This window comes from Halalkalirubrum salinum, from assembly GCF_005543295.1.
GTDB classification, from domain to species: domain Archaea; phylum Halobacteriota; class Halobacteria; order Halobacteriales; family Haloferacaceae; genus Halalkalirubrum; species Halalkalirubrum salinum.
Genome location: NZ_SRSG01000003.1, coordinates 17,026 through 34,512, shown reverse-complemented (window position 1 = coordinate 34,512; position 17,487 = coordinate 17,026). Strand labels below are relative to the sequence as shown.

17 protein-coding genes and 1 tRNA gene are annotated in these 17,487 nt (G+C 59.2%); 11 read left to right on the top strand and 7 right to left on the bottom strand.

Annotation, left to right across the window (positions count from 1 at the left end):
• Position 1: 1 nt before the first annotated feature.
• Positions 2-235 carry an Lrp/AsnC family transcriptional regulator gene (locus E5K03_RS00590; protein ID WP_138004444.1) on the top strand — a complete coding sequence of 78 codons (234 nt, stop codon included), beginning with the start codon at positions 2-4 and terminating at the stop codon, positions 233-235.
• A 34-nt stretch (positions 236-269) separates the two neighbouring features.
• On the opposite strand, the gene E5K03_RS00585 is transcribed toward E5K03_RS00590, so the two are convergent.
• Positions 270-761, bottom strand: a complete 492-nt coding sequence (locus E5K03_RS00585; protein WP_138004443.1) for a DUF5813 family protein — start codon at positions 759-761, stop codon at positions 270-272.
• A gap of 79 nt (positions 762-840) precedes the next feature.
• On the opposite strand from E5K03_RS00585, the gene E5K03_RS00580 reads away from it, so the two are divergent.
• From E5K03_RS00580 to E5K03_RS00545, 8 genes are all read left to right on the top strand, one after another.
• Positions 841-1,584 carry an Lrp/AsnC family transcriptional regulator gene (locus E5K03_RS00580; protein ID WP_138004442.1) on the top strand — a complete coding sequence of 248 codons (744 nt, stop codon included), beginning with the start codon at positions 841-843 and terminating at the stop codon, positions 1,582-1,584.
• A 284-nt stretch (positions 1,585-1,868) separates the two neighbouring features.
• Positions 1,869-3,434, top strand: coding sequence for a TrkH family potassium uptake protein (locus tag E5K03_RS00575; RefSeq protein ID WP_138004441.1), 1,566 nt, complete (start codon positions 1,869-1,871; stop codon positions 3,432-3,434).
• Between the two features lie 181 nt (positions 3,435-3,615).
• Entirely contained in the window at positions 3,616-4,953 is a 1,338-nt protein-coding gene (gene trkA / locus E5K03_RS00570) for a Trk system potassium transporter TrkA (RefSeq protein ID WP_138004440.1), read from the top strand.
• A gap of 25 nt (positions 4,954-4,978) precedes the next feature.
• Complete coding sequence (locus tag E5K03_RS00565) at positions 4,979-6,634, top strand: potassium channel family protein (protein WP_138004439.1); 1,656 nt, start codon at positions 4,979-4,981, stop codon at positions 6,632-6,634.
• A gap of 357 nt (positions 6,635-6,991) precedes the next feature.
• Entirely contained in the window at positions 6,992-7,432 is a 441-nt protein-coding gene (locus E5K03_RS00560) for a universal stress protein (RefSeq protein WP_138004438.1), read from the top strand.
• 306 nt (positions 7,433-7,738) lie between these two features.
• Positions 7,739-8,986 carry a glycosyltransferase gene (locus tag E5K03_RS00555; protein WP_138004437.1) on the top strand — a complete coding sequence of 416 codons (1,248 nt, stop codon included), beginning with the start codon at positions 7,739-7,741 and terminating at the stop codon, positions 8,984-8,986.
• A 180-nt stretch (positions 8,987-9,166) separates the two neighbouring features.
• Complete coding sequence (locus E5K03_RS17350) at positions 9,167-9,712, top strand: winged helix-turn-helix domain-containing protein (RefSeq protein ID WP_205742927.1); 546 nt, start codon at positions 9,167-9,169, stop codon at positions 9,710-9,712.
• Positions 9,709-10,278, top strand: a complete 570-nt coding sequence (locus E5K03_RS00545; protein ID WP_138004436.1) for a hypothetical protein — start codon at positions 9,709-9,711, stop codon at positions 10,276-10,278. Before E5K03_RS17350 ends, E5K03_RS00545 begins: the two co-directional genes overlap by 4 nt.
• A gap of 141 nt (positions 10,279-10,419) precedes the next feature.
• On the opposite strand, the gene E5K03_RS00540 is transcribed toward E5K03_RS00545, so the two are convergent.
• The 6 genes from E5K03_RS00540 to E5K03_RS00515 all read right to left on the bottom strand — a co-directional run bounded on the left by E5K03_RS00540 (position 10,420) and on the right by E5K03_RS00515 (position 15,769).
• Positions 10,420-11,106: a helix-turn-helix domain-containing protein gene (locus E5K03_RS00540; RefSeq protein WP_138004435.1), complete on the bottom strand. Its 687-nt coding sequence runs from the start codon at positions 11,104-11,106 to the stop codon at positions 10,420-10,422.
• 225 nt (positions 11,107-11,331) lie between these two features.
• Complete coding sequence (locus E5K03_RS00535; protein ID WP_138004434.1) at positions 11,332-11,730, bottom strand: hypothetical protein; 399 nt, start codon at positions 11,728-11,730, stop codon at positions 11,332-11,334.
• Positions 11,727-13,403 carry a serine hydrolase domain-containing protein gene (locus E5K03_RS00530; protein WP_138004433.1) on the bottom strand — a complete coding sequence of 559 codons (1,677 nt, stop codon included), beginning with the start codon at positions 13,401-13,403 and terminating at the stop codon, positions 11,727-11,729. Before E5K03_RS00530 ends, E5K03_RS00535 begins: the two co-directional genes overlap by 4 nt.
• Positions 13,404-13,434: 31 nt before the next feature.
• Positions 13,435-14,136 (bottom strand): class I SAM-dependent methyltransferase, encoded by a 702-nt coding sequence (locus tag E5K03_RS00525; protein ID WP_138004432.1) that lies wholly within the window; start codon positions 14,134-14,136, stop codon positions 13,435-13,437.
• A gap of 208 nt (positions 14,137-14,344) precedes the next feature.
• Entirely contained in the window at positions 14,345-15,259 is a 915-nt protein-coding gene (locus E5K03_RS00520; protein ID WP_138004431.1) for a winged helix-turn-helix domain-containing protein, read from the bottom strand.
• Positions 15,260-15,695: 436 nt separating this feature from the next.
• Positions 15,696-15,769: transfer RNA gene (locus E5K03_RS00515), tRNA-Phe, on the bottom strand.
• Positions 15,770-16,011: 242 nt separating this feature from the next.
• Between E5K03_RS00515 and nucS the strand changes: the two genes are divergently transcribed.
• Positions 16,012-16,851, top strand: coding sequence for an endonuclease NucS (gene nucS / locus E5K03_RS00510; RefSeq protein ID WP_138004430.1), 840 nt, complete (start codon positions 16,012-16,014; stop codon positions 16,849-16,851).
• A gap of 79 nt (positions 16,852-16,930) precedes the next feature.
• Entirely contained in the window at positions 16,931-17,461 is a 531-nt protein-coding gene (locus E5K03_RS00505) for a 50S ribosomal protein L16 (protein WP_138004429.1), read from the top strand.
• Positions 17,462-17,487 lie beyond the last annotated feature (26 nt).

The window sequence follows — 17,487 nt, the reverse complement described above, 5'->3', positions numbered from 1 at the left end:
GATGGCCGTCACCGCGTACGTGTTGGTGAAGTCGAATACCGGCGAGGCCGATCGTGTCAAGGAGTCGATTGAGGCGATCGACGGCGTCGTTGACGCACACATCGTCGCGGGCGACGTGGATTTCATCGTCAAACTGTCGGTCGAGTCACCCGCACACGTCAAAGACATCGCTGCGAGCGGGATTTTGGGTATCGAAGGTGTCGAGGATACCCAAACCTACATCGCAATGGGGTAGCGATCGCGCCTATCCCGAATAGCACCCGGTTTTTTCACTCCGCGCCGGCGGCGCGTCGACCCCGGGAGATGAGCGCAGTCACTGGTTCGGTGTACTCGTATCCAGGGATGATACCCTGTACGTACGTCCCCTCAACGAAGTCGATGATTGCACCCGCATCGTCGACGCCACGGCGCTCGTTGATATCTGCAAACTCGACGGAGACAATCGCCTCGCGATCGGCGCGCTCGGTTTCGGGAGAGAGATCGCGATCGACTTTCGTCACGCCATAAAGATCAGCAACACGAAGTTCGAATGTCTCGTACCAGCCCTCTTCGACCACGTCGGCCACGTGGTCTTCGGTGACCTCGTTCAACATCGGGACGGAGACGGTGACGTCGAAGCGGATCTGGCCATCATCGCCGGGGCGCGGGCGGACGCGTCCGTCGAAGACCGTGGTCGTTGATTCGTACGTGTCATCATCGCACCGTTCGAACGAGTCGTGATCGCGGAACGCGCGGCGGACGCGATCGGGGAGTTCGCTCATACGCTAAGAGACGATCCGAGCGCGCAAAAACGCGTTGTGTCCGATACGCGTATGAGGCCCTCGGTCGAAGGATACCGCCATGGGATACCGGCTCGACGAGATTGATCGACGAATTCTATACGATCTTATGATTGACGCTCGAGGAACGTCCGCCCCCGAAATGGCAGAAACGTTGGATGTCTCGCCAGGGACGATCCGAAACCGGATCGCAAACCTCGAAGACGCAGGCGTGATCACCGGCTTTCGAGCGACCGTTGACTTCGCCCGTGGAGAAGGATTTGTCCGATCGGTCTACATCTGTACTGCACCGGTCGAACAAACGCGTTCGCTGGCCGAACGGGCCGAAACGGTGTCGGGCGTTGTTCACGTACAGACGCTGACTGGCGGGACACAAAACCTCCACGTCACGGCTGTTGGGACCGACGTGAGCGATACCGAACGGATCGCCAGAGAACTGTCGGCGATCGGCCTCTCGATCGACGATCAGTCGTTCGTCCACGAGGAACAACACATACCGTTTGCCCCGTATGGACCGACACAATCCCGCGAAACGCCCGGCGTTCCCGACCTCATCAGCCTCTCGGGCGGCTCTGAAATCATCGAGCTCACTGCGGGGACAGACGCACCGATCGTTGGTCATACCCTCGCGGAGGCAGTCACAGAAGAGCTCCTGGATGAGGACACGCTCGTAATCAGCATCGAACGCGGCGACTCGTTCGTCACGCCACGGGGAGGAACCGAAATTGAACCGTACGACGTCGTGACGCTGCTTTCGCGGGACGATGTTGAAGAACAGACGATCTCGGCATTTCGATCGGGGTAATTATAGTAGCGTTTGCAATGATTGTCTCACTTCGCAAGAACGGCTGGGTCATGCTCTCTCGGACTGCATTTCGAGGTGCTTGTTGCAAAGCGTTGCAACCGTTACTACAGTCCCCACCAGAGATCACATGTGCTGCGGACAGCAGCGTACTCCGACACGATTATACCACCCTCGTTTGTGTATCGAGATATGTACACGCGATTGGTTGCTGATTCGAGATTGATATTCTCTCGGATTACTCAATCACCAACAACCCGCACGAGTTTGTGTCTCTTGTGGTGTCCATGACGTGGCACGTCGAGTGGCGATCGAGCGTGAGTTTCGTCGGGACCGTGTTGCAGTATCTGGCGTTGATGATGCTGCTTCCGTTGCTCGTCTCGATCGTCTATGGGGAGGATACCCTAGTATTTGTTATCTCAATCTCGATCGCGGTGGCCATCGGCTTTGGGCTTGAACGGCTCGACCCAGAGCCAGACCTCGGACCCCAGGAGGCGCTGTTGTTGGTTGCGATCGTCTGGCTTGCGGTCGCCGTCGTCGGAGCAATCCCGTATCTGCTCGCAGGATACGGTACTACTTCGACCGTCGGACTCAACCTCTCGTCGGCGGGGGCATTTTCTAGCTCGATCATCAACGCGCTGTTCGAATCGATGAGCGGCTTTACCACTACGGGTTCGACCGTGCTCGGCGAAATTAGTCTCGAACAGCACTCGCACGCGCTGTTGTTGTGGCGACAGCTCACCCAGTGGCTCGGTGGAATGGGAATTATCGTCTTGATGATCGCGATCCTGCCAGAGCTCGCAGTCAATGGCGCCCAGTTGATGCAGTCGGAGGCTCCTGGCCCTGAACTACAGAAACTCACCCCGAAGATTGCCGAAACCGCCCGCGTGTTGTGGGGGCTGTACATCGGGTTTACCGTCTTGTTGGCGGTGATATTGTACTCGCTCGGTGCGCTCGGATTCGCACCGAAGATGGATCTGTTCAATGCGATCGCCCACGCGTTCTCGACGATGCCGACCGGTGGATTCTCCCCGCAGGCCGACAGCATCGGCGCATTCAGCGCAGCGGTCCAGTGGGCGATTATTCCATTTATGGTAGCCGCAGGGGTGAACTTCGCGCTGTTTTGGCAGGTGGTCCGCGGCGAACTGCGAGCAGTACTAGAGAACGTAGAGTTTCGGGCGTACGCAGGGGCGATCGCGGTCTTTGTCGCGGGACTCGCGTTTCTGTTGTTCAGTGGTGCCGCGCCGGCGATCGAACTTGGCGGGACGACACAGGGAAATCCTGAAAACGCGCTCCGGCAGGCGGCGTTTCAGATCGGCTCGGTATTGAACTCGACGGGCTTTGCCACCGCGGACTTCGCACAGTGGGACACCCACGCACAGATCTTGTTGCTGTTTGCGATGTTTATCGGCGGCTCGGCCGGGTCAACCGGTGGAGGTATCAAGATCGTCAGATGGATCATCGTCCTCAAATCAGTCCGTCGAGAGCTGTTTACGTCGGCGACTCCGGACGCAATCAAGCCGGTCCGTCTCGGCGGTCGGATTGTCGACGAGGATGCGGTTCGGGCGATCATGGTCTTTACGCTCTTGTATCTCGTGTTATTTGCGATCTCGGCCGTGTTTTTCAGCCTTGATGCTGCCCGGATCGGCGTTGAACTCTCTGCGCTCGAAGCCACGAGCGCGTCGTTGGCGACACTTGGAAACATCGGCCCCGGGTTTGGTCGGCTCGGCCCCTTTGGGAGCTTCCTGTTCTTTTCGGATACCTCGAAGCTGCTTATGATCTTTCTGATGTGGATTGGCCGTCTTGAGATCGTCCCTGTTCTCGCGCTGTTCGTGCGAGGCATGGATCGATAAATCGACTTCGTGCGAGAAGAAGTGACCAAGTGAGATATTGAAAGCTGAAAATATCTTTTGTAAATTACTGATTCAATAGATATATTTATATACTGAAATACAATATGGGTAGTAACACCGGCTGCGATCGCCGCGAGGAACTTATGAGCCGACACACCGCGGGGACGGAGGGTATGCACGCATGAGAGTCGTCATCGTCGGCGCAGGGGAGGTAGGGACGACGATCGCAGCGAGCCTCGCAGGAGATCACAACGTAATCGTGATCGATATCGATCCCATGCGGGCCGACGAACTCAAATATGAACTTGACGTGTTGACCCTCGCCGGCGACGGCACGACGTGTTCGACGCTCGAAGAAGCGAGCGTTGACAACGCGGATCTATTCATCGCCTGTACGGACAACGATCAGGCGAACCTCGTGGCCAGTGGAACCGCAAAGGCACTGTCAGACGTCTTCACGATCGCCCGGAGCAAAAACGTCGATCATCTTCGGACGTGGCAACAAACAGAGGAGGCGTTCGGTGTCGACTTCCTCGTCTGTACAGACCTCTTCGCCGCCGAAAGCGTCGTCCGCTTGATCGGGCTGCCGGCGTCGATCGACGTCGATCCCTTCGCCGGCGGACTCGTCCAGATGGCGGAGTTCGAGGTGACGGCTGACGCACCGATCGCCGGCAAAACGATCGCCGAAGCCGACCGATACGACTCGCTCACATTCGCCGGCGTCTTCGAAAACGGCAAAATCGTGCTTCCGAGCGGCGATACGCGGATCGAAGCCGGCTATCGCGTTGTGGTCATCGGCAGCCCCGAGAGCATTCAGGCCTTTGCGATGGACCTCGCGCCGGCGGAGACGCCAGATGAAGCCGACGAGATCGTCGTCATCGGCGGGAGCGAGATCGGCTATCAGGTCGCCCGACTGCTCGAAAATCGGGGATTTTCCCCGCGACTGGTCGAAGGCGACGGCGATCGGGCCCGCTGGCTGGCCGAGAAACTTCCGGATACAACGGTGTTACACAACGACGAAACCGACACCAAATTCTTGCTGCGCGAGCATATCGATCGGGCCGATGTCGTGGTTTCGGCGCTCGAAAGCGACGAGCGGAACCTGCTGGCGTCGGTCCTTGCGAAACGTGTCGGCGCGGGACGGGTCATCTCGATCGTCGACAGCGCCGACTACGTCACGCTGTTCGAGGAGGTTGGCATCGACGTGGCCGTCAATCCTCGACAGGTCGCTGCCGAAGAGATTATCGGGTTCAGCTACGAGACGATCGCCGAAAACATCGCGGTGCTCGAAGACGACAAGGCAGAGGTGATCGAACTACAGGTGAGCGCCGCCAGCGATCTTATTGGCAAAACAATTGCCGAGGTTGACCGTGAGGTCGACACGCCGTTCGTCATCGGGGCGATCACTCGCGACGGTTCGGTGATCACTCCGCGAGGAGAGACGACGCTCAAGCTCGGCGATCGGGTCGTTGCGTTCGTCGAGATCGAGGGGGCGAACGCGATCACGTCGTTGTTTTGATATCCCCGCATAGAGTGGACATCGTATGGAAGATATCAAGCGCCGGGCAGGGTATTATGTCCTGTCGGCGGGCGTAATCGTTCTCGTCTCGGCGATCGCGTACGACTTTGGCATGCGCACGTTCGAGCCACGACCGTACCCGCCGCCAGATGTCGAGATTGGGTTTTTACACTCACTGCAGGTCGTCGTCGAGACGTTCACCGCGACGGGCTACGGCTCTGATTCGCCGTGGTACAGCACGGAGATGAACATCCTCGTCATGCTGCTCGATCTAACCGGCGTGGGGCTGTTTTTCCTCGCCCTACCGGCGGTGTTTTTACCGCTATTTCGGGATGCATTATCTGAGAGTCCACCTACGACGCTTGAGACGACGCTTGAGGAGCACGTGGTTATCTGCACGTACTCTCAGCGAGCCGAAACACTCATTTCGGAACTCCGATCGAACGACGTCGAGTACGTCCTCGTCGAACCCGATGGCGATCGGGCAGTCGCACTTGAAAAGGATGGCCATCTCGTCGTCCACGCGGACCCCGAATCGATTGCTGGATTAAAACGAGCAGGGCTTGAAGACGCTGACGCGCTCGTCGCGGACGTCTCCGATAAGGTCGACGCCAGCATTGTGCTCGCCGCCCGCGAGATCAGCGAATCGATCCGGATCATCAGCGTCGTTGAAGATCCAGACTACGCGGTGTATCACGAACTCGCGGGGGCCGACGAGGTCGTCACTCCGAGACAGCTGCTCGGTGCTGGACTCTCACAGAAAGTGACGAGCGTAATCGACACCGATCTTACTGATGATGTCGGACTCACCGACGTGTTCGACATCGCAGAGCTGCCGGTCCACCGAAAGAGCTCGCTCGTTGGGCAGACGATCGCCGAGAGCGATCTGGGCAACACCTACGGCGTAAACATCATCGGAATCTGGCGGGACGGCGAGTTTCAACCGGCCCCGCGCCCAGAGACGCCCCTAGAAGACGGAACAATCCTCCTCGTTACCGGGAGCGAAGCACAACTCCGGCGGCTCCGAACAGCGACTATTTCGACGCGTCGACAGTTTCGAACGGGCCGGACGGTCGTGCTCGGCTACGGCGAGGTGGGCCGAGCGGTCGATCGCGCGCTTGAACGCGAGGAGGAACCGTGCACTGTCGTCGACATCAACGATATCGAGGGCGTGGACATCGTCGGCGATGCGACTGACAGAGCGGTGCTCAAGAACGCCGGCGTTCCCTCGGCTGACTCAGTCGTGCTTGCGATCCCGGATCCGACGGTTGCGGAGTTCGCTACACTCATCATCCGTGACCTGAGCCAGACCGTCGAGATCATCGCCCGAGCGGAGTCAAAAGAGGGCGTCCAGAAACTGTATCGCGCGGGAGCGGACTACGTGCTTTCGATCGCCAGCGTGAGCGGCCGGGCGATCGCGACGAAGTTGATCGAATCCGAAGAGATCCTCTCGCTCGGGACGAACGTCAGAATTATCCGGACAACCGCCCCGTCGCTGGCCGGCCGGACGCTCGCCGATGCCCGAATCCGCAAGCGAACGGCCTGTACGGTCATTGGTGTCGAACGAAACGGAGAGACACTGGTCGAACTCGCCGCGTCGTTCCGGTTTGAGCTCGACGATACGGTCATCGTCGCGGGGACTGACGAGGGGACGAACCGCTTTGTCGAGCTGTTCTGTTGACGTTTTGACTGGACAATATACGGCATTTTGAATACGCACAAGGAACCAACTACCAGATATAATCGCATGTAGAGAACAGACTGGTAGCTGTCGGCGATCAAGTGCCGTACTGCGGTTTTTTCACAAATAGTGGATCGGTCGGCATGTTTAAGTAAATCCGACGAGATGGCTTAAGTGACGCTTCGCTTGGAGGGCCGAAGCGTCAGCGGGGACCAACTGGCCGATCGCCTGCGCGATCTCTTCACTTTTCACGCGGGCGATCGGCCGTTTTCCTTACCGAGGTACTGAGAGAGTGCCACAGGTGACGAGGTCGGCGCGATCCGTATCTTCTTTGCGGAGTCGACAGTATCGCCCCATATGGATGACCCGCAAGCTGATCGGACCGAGGAACTGCTTTCACACGTGCTGGTCCCGGTCGCAAACGAATCCGATGCGCAAGCCACCGCAGCGGCGTTAGCACCGTACGACCCAGCACACGTCACCGTCGTACACGTCGTGGAAAAAGGAGAGGGTGTACCTGACAAGACGCCAGTCGAACAATCCAAGGAGATCGCCGCAGCGTCATATGCGGCCGTTCGGACGGTGTTTCCGGACGCAGACGATCATACTGCTTACGCGCGCGACGTCGCCGAGGCAATCTTTGACGCCGCTGAGAAAGTCGATGCCAGCGCGATCGCATACCGTGCCCGCGATGGCAACCGAGTCATGCGATTTCTCTCTGGTGACCTCTCGTTACGACTCGTCACGCAGGCCGATCGGCCGGTGATTGCGCTTCCACGAGTCGATCGGAACGAATAGTTGCGCCGTTCCATATCGTCGATCACGACGAATAGTTGCGCACTCTCGTATGTTTGTGGGCCGCAGCGCGTCGCAGAGATGAAGCCAGCCCAGTGCGCGCGACACAGTCACGGGACGGTGAGCAGTCATATCGGTGCAGTCGTGTGGTGAGGTGTACAGACACATAGTAACAGATATCACACCATTGTAGTCATGCGATTAATCCGGATTAGGCTGGATTGGGATCCTGAATTCGGTGGAATACGGTCGAATTCTGGTGCAGCGTCTGGACGGTTCATACGGGTTGGTGAGCGAGGTGCAGATACAATGAACACCGAAGGTATCGCACTGATCGCGGTCACCCTGACACTCCTTGTCGGTGGCGCCGCAACCGTGTTCGCACCGACCGTTGTCTCTGGGCCGGGTACGGCTCCCGAGCAAGCGGCGGCAACGACTGCTGCGGTCGCCGATGGTGGCCTCGCGTCGTTACTCGGGATCGCCTTGTGGGGCGTGACGCTCCTCTTTGGGGCGACTGCACTCGTCTGGCTCGTCCTGACGACCGTTATCGGGGCGGGATACGAGGCACCGCCGAACGAATACGGCCTCGACGACATGCAGGTCCGGATCATGACTGTCGATGCCGCCGAGGTCGTCCAGGAGACCGTGGATTCGCTGCCTGCAGGGCTCGATGACGTACACGTAATCGCGGAAGCGCCGATCGACGTGGCTGGGGCGACAGTGCACGTCGTCCCCGAGGAGTTCACGTGTCGAGCGGTCCGGAAGGGCCGCGCCCAAGAGTGGGCTCGGCAGACGCTGGACTGCCAGAAGGAGTTTGTGGTGTATCTCGATGAGGACAGCATCGTCGAGTCGCTCACGGGACTGCCGGACGCTGATATCGTTCAACTCCGTGAGAAACCGCGCCGGACGGGGTCGAATCTCAGCTACCTCGCCGACATGTATCGGATGGGCGTGCAGTTCGAACAGCGCGCGTTCGCGCGACTGTCGATTCCACTGTTCGCGTGGGGTGGCGGGATCGCGGTTCGTACAGAGGTAGAGGAGATGACGACGTGGAACCGTGAGACGCTGGTCGAAGACACTGCGTTCGTCTGGGCGGCGTTTCAGGAGTTGGACGTGACGTTCGAGCTATCGGATGCAGTCTGCCGGAACGAGGCACCACCGTCGCTGTACGAGATCCTCCAGCAGCGTCGCCGCTGGGCCGCTGGAAACGTGCAGGCGTCGAAGATGCTGCCGTTGCGCTATGAGCTGTTGACCCGGGTGCGGAACTACACCTGGGCGCTCTCGCCGATCGTCACCCTGCTCGTCATCCCGCTGTCGCTTTTGAGCGTGACGATCGTCTACAGCGGCTGGTTCTTTGCAGCATCCATGGGGCTGGCACTGTGCACGCTCGGGTGGTTCCTGCTGGGCGTCGCCTACTACGGCGACGATCATCGCCAGTGGGCACTGGCACTGCCGCTGGCGCCGGTGATCACGGTGATTCACTCCATGGGAACGGTCGCGGGTATTCTCAACCCACCGGAGACGTTCCGAGTGACGACGAAGGTCGGTAGTAACTGACTCACAGCACCTGGGTACTACTGTGATGTGGAGTCGAGCAGCGAGCGTCGATTGAGAGGCGTAGTAACTGAGCGCGGACCCCTGCCTCAAGGGCCGACCCGTGGAGTGAACAAAATGCTAGTTATGCGCAATAATTTGCGGGAGAATAGAACTATTACGTTCGAGCGAATACTGTCGCGTATGTCACCCGAGGAGACATCCAACGATGAACCCGAGTGGATAGCGACGTGGAAAGAGCACGCGTCGGCGTTCGATCGGGTGAAGTCAGTCACAATGACGCTCTCAGAGCCCCGATCAGCTTCTTGGATCGCTGAGGAGGCAGTTGTCGCCCCGAATACTGCGCGGGGTCATCTGCGCCGACTCATGGATCTTGGTGTCGTGATGGAGACCGAGCAGGAGGGAACACGACACTACTATCCGGATCCACTATACACGCGGCTTCGAGACGTCCGGGAGTTACTCGAAGACACGACGAAACGGGAACTCTCAGAGCAGGCAACAGCGTTGAAAGAAGACATCGCACAGTGGAAAGCCGAGTACAACGCTGACTCCCCGGACGCACTTCGTGAACGGGCAGCCGTGGACGACGTCCCTGCCGATCAGGCGTACGAACTCACGCGGGCAGCAAGCGACTGGGAACTCGCCCGGTATCGGCTTTCGATCGTGCAGGACGCGATCAAGAACTACGACACCTGGACGTCTGACCCCTCCTCGATCACCGCATGACCGGCGACCGGGACGCGTCGCCGAACCAGACTGACACCGGCGTCTCCCGTCACGCCTCTCCTGAATCCTCCCGAGAACACGTTCGCTTCGATGGGGGTTCGGGTCCGGGTCGTGATCGACACCGAATTTTACGCGAGTTACGCGGCGAACTGGCCCGACACCCTGCCGTACGATTCATTGAGGGGGAACCACCGGACGAGTACCGTGAACTACGGGCTACGCTCGACCCGTCGTGGTTCGGTCGCCCAGCAGAGACCGCGTCGCTCCGGGTAACGTGGATCCCTGACCCGTCACCCAGCCCCGAAGCGTCTGACCGTGTGAACGACGCTTGGATGCGGACACCGATCCGGGCGTACTACACCCTTCATTACAGCGAGCCGGACGGGCTCGACTGTGGGTTCCACTGCGAACCGAATCACCACGTCGATGGATTACTCCACTATCAGGCACGGGCAGACACGGACGACACGTACACGTACGAGAAGATCTCGTTCGGCGCACGTTCCCTATCCGGACTCATATGGGAAATGATGGACGCGCTCGCCGATCGACTCGATGATTCTTAAATGAAGCGCCGGGAATTCAAAGCTCTCAATTAGCGTTGAAATTCTGACCGCTACTGACCGATTCCCGATTATTGTAAAACAGGCATATGTGAAGCGTTTCAGTCCTCCTCGCTCTCCCGTTGGAGGGCGAACTCGTCCCTGTCACTTGGGAAGCGGGGGCCACGTGGTTGCCACTGTCTCTTCGATGAGTTGAGTTTGCGCTCGTCGGAGCCGCTCAGATACCGATGATGGAGTGATATCTAATTCTGCAGCAACGTCTTCGAGAGAGGCCTGCCGCGGGATATCGAAATAACCCAGTTCGTACGCGATCCGCAGTGCTTCGTGTTGACGGTCGGTAAGTCCATTGCCGGGTGGTTCTGACTCGCCATCTCGCGTAAGGCGGTGTAACTGGAAGCCAGCGTTACGTTGCCAGAACGAGGAAAACCTACTGAACGCGTCGCGGTCTGCGAACCAGCCGGTCTGCCGCCACCCGTCTGGGACGACGTCAATCCGCTCGATGATTGCATCGGCCGTAGCGAGGGCCTCAAGCCCCTCCAGATCGTCAAGATGGTCTCCGAGTTGCACCTCCAGACTGAGCGCTGGGACTACCTGATATCGACGAGTGTCTCCGGCTTGCCCAACCAGTGTCCATTCCTTAACATCGTATGCGTCTGTGAGGGCGGTTTCAATAGCCGTCCGAGAGCCGTCTTGAACGGTGACGAGAAACAATGGTCGGTTTCCGTGATTGAACTGCAAGTCGAGAGCAAACGTTGCTTCGGATACGGCTGACGCAACCCCTACAAGCGGTAACACCTGACAGTCAATATCGAATTCAGCGACGAGTCCCATATGATATCGTATCTACCCATTATAATGGGAGTGGCGGAAAGGTCGAATGACCCCGTTGTGATAACCAATGATCCATTTGACTCCAGCGACCTTCTGGGTCCGTGTTCTCCTTTATCGCGTGACTCAATATAAAGGGCCCAATGACTGAGAGAACGGCTTAGCCTTGTCATTCCCGAATACAGGGTTGTATGGTAACGATACAGGCCATAGAACGGTTGTCACACGCTACAACGCCATGAAACCGAGCGTCGAGAGCTGCCAGCTAAACGCGATGCCCAGTAGCGCCAGTGCCGTCTGATGGATGCGTACAGGCAGTGACCAGTATCGGTGCCGCAATCCCAGCAAAGATCCGGCAATTGTTCCGAGCGTGAGGGCCCAGATGAGATACGGGAGGGTGAGTGCGATCTGCATCGTGAGCGGTCGCGTGAAGAGCGCGACCTCACCGCGGGTCTCCAAGACGAATATGAGGAGCACAACAAATCCAATGGAGACACTACTGAGGCCGACACCTGCGGCGCGGCCGAGCCACGGGGGACTCGTCAGCCGGCGTTTGATGCCCCTCGTACCCCCGCTTCGATCTTTGTGCTCGTGTTGCTGGCGCTGAGGGACGTGCTGGTCTGTCATTCGGCGTCCCCCGTGTTGTGAGCCTCCTCGCTTCGGCGGTGCTTCCATTGCTGCCAGGCACTGTGGCCGCCCCATCCGACGAGCGAGAGACCGAACCCGGATAGCGCCGTTCCAAGGACACCCCCGGTGACGAGTTGGCGCTCGTGGAACGGGACTGGCTGGTACACCCCAGTCGGTTCGCTGCTCATATTCAACACGATCACATCGCCGTCTGTGATCTCGAACGCGAGGACATCGTGGCCGCCGACCTCCCGGTACACGTACGGTTCGATCTCGATCCACTTCCGGGCATCACCTTCGAGTGTCGTCGTGCGCAGGTCGCTGTTGTCTGCTGGTTCGACGGTCAGATGCTCCAGCAGGTCTACCACCTGGAGAGGTCCGCTCTGTGGGAGATACGAGAGACTATACTCCCCAGCAACGGCTTCGGCGCGCTCCCGACCGCCCGGTTTCGAAGTCGATGTTGGTGTAGTCGGTGCCGGTTGAAGATCGTACTCCGCGACGATCTCATCGACGACAGCCGACGGAAGCTCGGCGGGGTTGCTATTGTAGGCGACGAAGATTCCGACCTCCTGGTCCGGGGCGAGCAGCAGGTGGCTCGTGAAGTTGACCGTCGCGCCCGAGTGGGCAAGGAGGTTCGCGTCCGGGTCGCCGTACTCGTGGAAGCCGTACCGCCAGTTCGTGACTGCTGGATGGCGTATGTGATGGCGACTGTGCATCGTGTCGGCGGTCTCCGAGTCGAGAATCCGTGTGTCACCGGCTGCACCGTCGCCGAGGTGTGCGCTTATGAACGCCGCCATGTCCGTCGCCGTCGCGCTCAACGAGCCCGCGGGACGCATGTTGATGTACACGTCGTCGGCCACCGTGAACGACGCACTGTCGCGGACGTGTGGGGCAGCGAGTTCGCCAGACTGGTCGTTGGGGACGGGTTGGGCGAACGTGCTGTGAGTCATGTCGAGCGGGTCGAAGATCTTCGACTGGACGTACGCCTCGAACGTTGTGTCGTGTGCTTTGGCGACGATATGCCCGGCGAGCGCTGCGCCGTAGTTGGAGTATCCGACGAGCTTGCCCGGCGGACGGATACGTGAGGGCTGCTGGTCGGTAAGCACCGTCTCCAACGGGTCGAGCGCAGCCGGATCGGCGACGATGGCAGGGTCGAGCATAGATTCGAATCCAGCGGTATGAGTCCCGAGATGCCGGAGTGTCACCGGGTGGTCGTACGTGTCCGGCACTGTGACGGCAGAGTCACCGAGATACGCGTTGATGTCAGTATCGAGGTCGAGGACGCCCCGTTCGACCCCCTGCATGACGGCGGTGTAGGTCACGAGTTTCCCGACTGATCCGACGCGGAACGCCGTCTCATCAACTCGAACGGGAACGTCAGTATCAACGTTAGCAGCGCCGTATCCGTTGGTGAGGATGGGTGTGTCTCCCGAGACGATAGCGACAGTGGCCCCGGGCGTTGTCGTCCCAACCCGCTCGGCCATCACGTTGTCGACGAACGCTTCGAGTTCATCCGAGTCCGTGAATGGGTTCTCGTCTAGCTGTGAGCTAGTGGTGGAGGCATCGGTTGTTGCCCCAGTCCGCCCAGTCGGTGTTCCGAGAGCGATGGCTCCGAGGCTACCGACACCAGTGAGGAACGATCGTCTCGTGGTTCCATCACCGCTATCGTTCATAGTGTGTGGTCGTGTCCGCGTCATAGCGTGTTCATCTTGGAGTGGCTTCGATGGTAGTGACGAGACCGAAGAACGCGGTTGAGGCGTTCTCGACCGGAATTCCGGCTTGCTCCACGGTCTCCAGCGGATCGTGATTCAACCGACAGCCGTTCTTTTCGTAGTGGGAGTTGGCGCGCCAGTCCTGGAGCCAGGCAAGTGGAGTGGCGTCGCTGCGTCTGTGTTCGAGTAACAGAATCTCGCCGCCAGGGGTGCAGACTCGCTCCATCTCGTGGAGCGCGGAGATTGGGTCGGGGAATGTACACGTGGAAAACGACGAGATGACGGTGTCGAAGCTGTCGTCGGGGAAGTCGAGTGCCTGGGCGTCCATCTGCTGGACGGTGCCGTCTAGTTCGAGCCTGTCGAGTTCACCGCGGGCGTGGGCGAGCGTCTCGTTGCTGATGTCGATACCGATGACTTCACTCGCCGACGAGAGGTAGCCGAAGTTTCGTCCAGTGCCGCAAGCGACGTCGAGCACTCGACCGGTCGCGTGCTCAAACTGGCGTCGACGATATCGACCAGCGAACAGGCGGTCAAGCTGTCGCCACCGTGCGAGTTTGTCAGCGACGTCTGCGTACGCATCGGCGATCTCCTCGGCCGACTTCGAGCGTCTCTGTACCGACTGCTGTTGGTCGGTCGTGTCGGTGTGTGTTCGATGCTGCGGTCTTGCCGGTTCCTTGGAATTGCTCGATGACATGGGATGGGCCTCCGTTGACTGTGAGTATGCATCGAGCCAGCAACACCGATAAATATATCGTTATATTGATAATTTATCGGATCTGCTTCAAAACGAGAATTGAGTGGAAAACAGGGACAGTAAACTTCATAGACGGACAATCAGAGAATCACCCGAGTAGTACCACTCTCCACTCAACGTTGCTTTCGTAATAGTTCTGTCAGGAAACTCAAAACTCGCCGCTCGCGCCTCGCACGCGCTCCGTCTCCACCACCGTCGCAGTCGAATCGAGATAGAGTCGAACTGCATCGTCTTCGTGGCGCAACTCGACTTCGTACTCCTCGGGATCAGACGCCGTCTGTTCGGACGTCCAGCGGCCCTCGTAGACGTATTCGTGGAACTCCCAGATACCCCGCGCCGTCACATCGACTCCGCGATCCCAATAGAAGGCAATCGACGCCGGATGGTAGACGACACTGTAGGTCAACGGGCTGTTGTACTCCCGGAGACACGCCTCACAAGTACTCGTCACCACGTACGAATCAGCATCAGGCAACGGGCTGTCGGGTACCACAACTACGTCGGCAGACAGATGCGCCCCGCACTCTGGACACATCCCCCGCCGGATCTGTCTGGCATCCTCCGAATTGCGTAACTTGACGCTCTGCACGAGCGACTCGCCGTCCCGCGTCCTGACCTGTGCCGGCGTGATCGGCTGTCCCGTAACCTGTTGCTCACAGGTCGTACAGTCGATCCGGAAAAATTGATGTGAGAGCTTCGCTTCCATCGTTTCCTCACCGCAGAAGACGCACACTCCATCAACTGGTTCAGGCCCAAACGGTTGTGGTTGCTCGTAATTCTCCGACAAGATGAATCGAACGATGCGCTCACCGGCGTGTGAAAGCGAATATCCGTCGTCGCTTTTCCGGAGATAGGTCCCTGTGAGTTCGCCGAGGTGGTACGACAGCTTCGACGTGTTCTCCACGTCGACGTGGTCATAGATCTCAGAAAATGCGAGTTCAGCAGCCCCTGACCCGACCTGTTCGAGTTCGTACTGCGCAACAGCAACCGCGCGAAGAATATCAACCCGTGTGCCGTCAGCGAGAAGGCGAAAAATATCCGTAGCCGAACGATTCTCTGTCATTGTCCTTCGTATATACTCCCATTTTGGCGGCGATATTGAAACCTATAGTCGGCGTACCCCCGGTAAGGAGATGATTTTCCGAGAGGCACAGCAGTAACTGGGCATCTCTATTCATCACGGAGCCCTCTGTCCCGCGGAACTCGTGAGCAGTCTCTTCTCAGGTGGTGTGCGGATAATGATCTGCGCAGTGACGGAGAGAATTGTCGGTCAAGTTCCCGAATTGATCGTGAGAATATCCCGGGATTCCCGCCCGCAGAGCGCCGCAGGCATTTGAACTCTGAGTCTAATGCCGCCTCCCGGATTTGAACCTCGCCGAGACAGTCCGGGCATGTGGCTCGCTTCGCTCTCCATTCCGGGCTGTGACTCGTCTGGTTCAAATCCGCTCGGGAGCAGATTCACGGCCGACGGCTCACTCGCGGCGTCGGCCGCAGAAGTATGCCGCCTCCCGGATTTGAACCGGGGACAGCTCGATCTTCAGTCGAGTGCTCTCCCAGTCTGAGCTAAGGCGGCGCACTCGGAGGGAAGCCGATCGGAAACAAAAGGATTTCGAATGACGGCGATCCGACGACCAGTATTGATGCTCGGTGTCAGACCGGCCGTCCGCATTTTCGAGGGATCAGACAGCGATCCTCCACACCTTCGCCATCGCGATTGATACCCTCGTGAGTACACCCTGTGGCACGTTCTGATCGGGCGGGTGGGCAACGACTGACAGAAGCCATCGTTTTGTCGATCGGGACCCAAACCCGAACGTGTCCGCGACGACGACCCACCGGCCGACCCACCGCGAGGCGCTGTGGGCACTCGAAGCTGCCTTCGATCGCGGCGACCTCATTACAGTCTTCGGTCGCTGCACGGTCGAGTACAACGGCCGCGCGAGCGCCGAACTCGGGGCCGGCGATCGTCTGGTGATCCTCAAACCGGACGGAACCGCGTTGGTACACACCGACGAGAATCAAAAGCCGGTGAACTGGCAGCCGCCGGGATGTACCCACTACGCGGCCGTCCGGGAGGGCCGGCTGCGGATCCGCAGTGAGCGATCGAGCCCCGAGGAACGCCTCGACGTCTGCTTCGAACGGATCGAGCAGCTCTGTGCGTATCCGGTGACTGGCGGCCGATCGCCTGATCTATTGGGTAGCGAGGCCGATCTCAAAGACTACCTCCTCGCACATCCAGACCGCATCGAGCCCGGATTCACGCCGATCGAGGCCGAACGCCAAAGCAGCGCCGGCCCGATGGACATCTTCGGCCGAGACGCAGATGGGGTTCCTGTGGTCGTCGAGTTAAAACGCCGCCGGGTGGGCCCGAGTGCAGTGAGCCAACTGGAGCGGTACGTCAATGCCCTGCGGCGAGAAATCGGCGACAAGGCTGCCGTTCGTGGGGTGCTTGTTGCGCCCTCTGTGACCGATCGGACCGCCGAACTGCTCGAACAACGCGGCTTTGGGTTTGTCGCGCTCGATCCGACTGCACCCGAATCCGACGAGCAGGGGCGCGAGTCGATCGAAGCGGCCGACAGGGACGATCGATCTGGCGACGAGGACGATCGATCTGGTGACGAGGACGATCGATCTGGTGACGAAACCGGCGTGTGAGCCCGTCACACTCCCGATGATCGCCGAACGGCATCGAAGGGTTTATTCAACGCACGAGCATTTGCCTTCACAAGTAACCATGTCAGACAAACCGGCCTCTATGTACCGGGAGATCGACAAACCGTCGTACACGCGACGGGAGTACATCACCGGTATCCCTGGATCGAAAATCGCACAGCACAACATGGGGGACCTGCAGGCAGACCCCGACGACTACCCCGTGCAGATCAACCTCGTGGTCGAAGAGGACGTCCAACTTCGGCACGGCTCGCTCGAATCCGCGCGACTGTCGGCGAACCGTCACCTCATCAAGACCCTCGGTGAGGGTCAGTACAAGATGATCCTCCGGAAGTTCCCCCACCAGGTCCTCAGAGAGAACAAACAGGCGACCGGTGCGGGTGCAGACCGAGTCTCCGACGGAATGCGTCAGTCCTTCGGGAAGATCGTCGGCACCGCCGCACGAATGAACAAAGGTGAGATCGTCTTTACCGCCTACTGCGACGTCGATCAGGCCCCTGTTGTCAAGGAAGCGTTCCGGCGTGCGTACAACAAGATGTCCCCGCCGTGTCGGGTCGTCGTTGAGCGCGGTGAGGAACTGCTCGTCGCCTGAACAGTCGGGTCGCGCTCAGGGCCCGG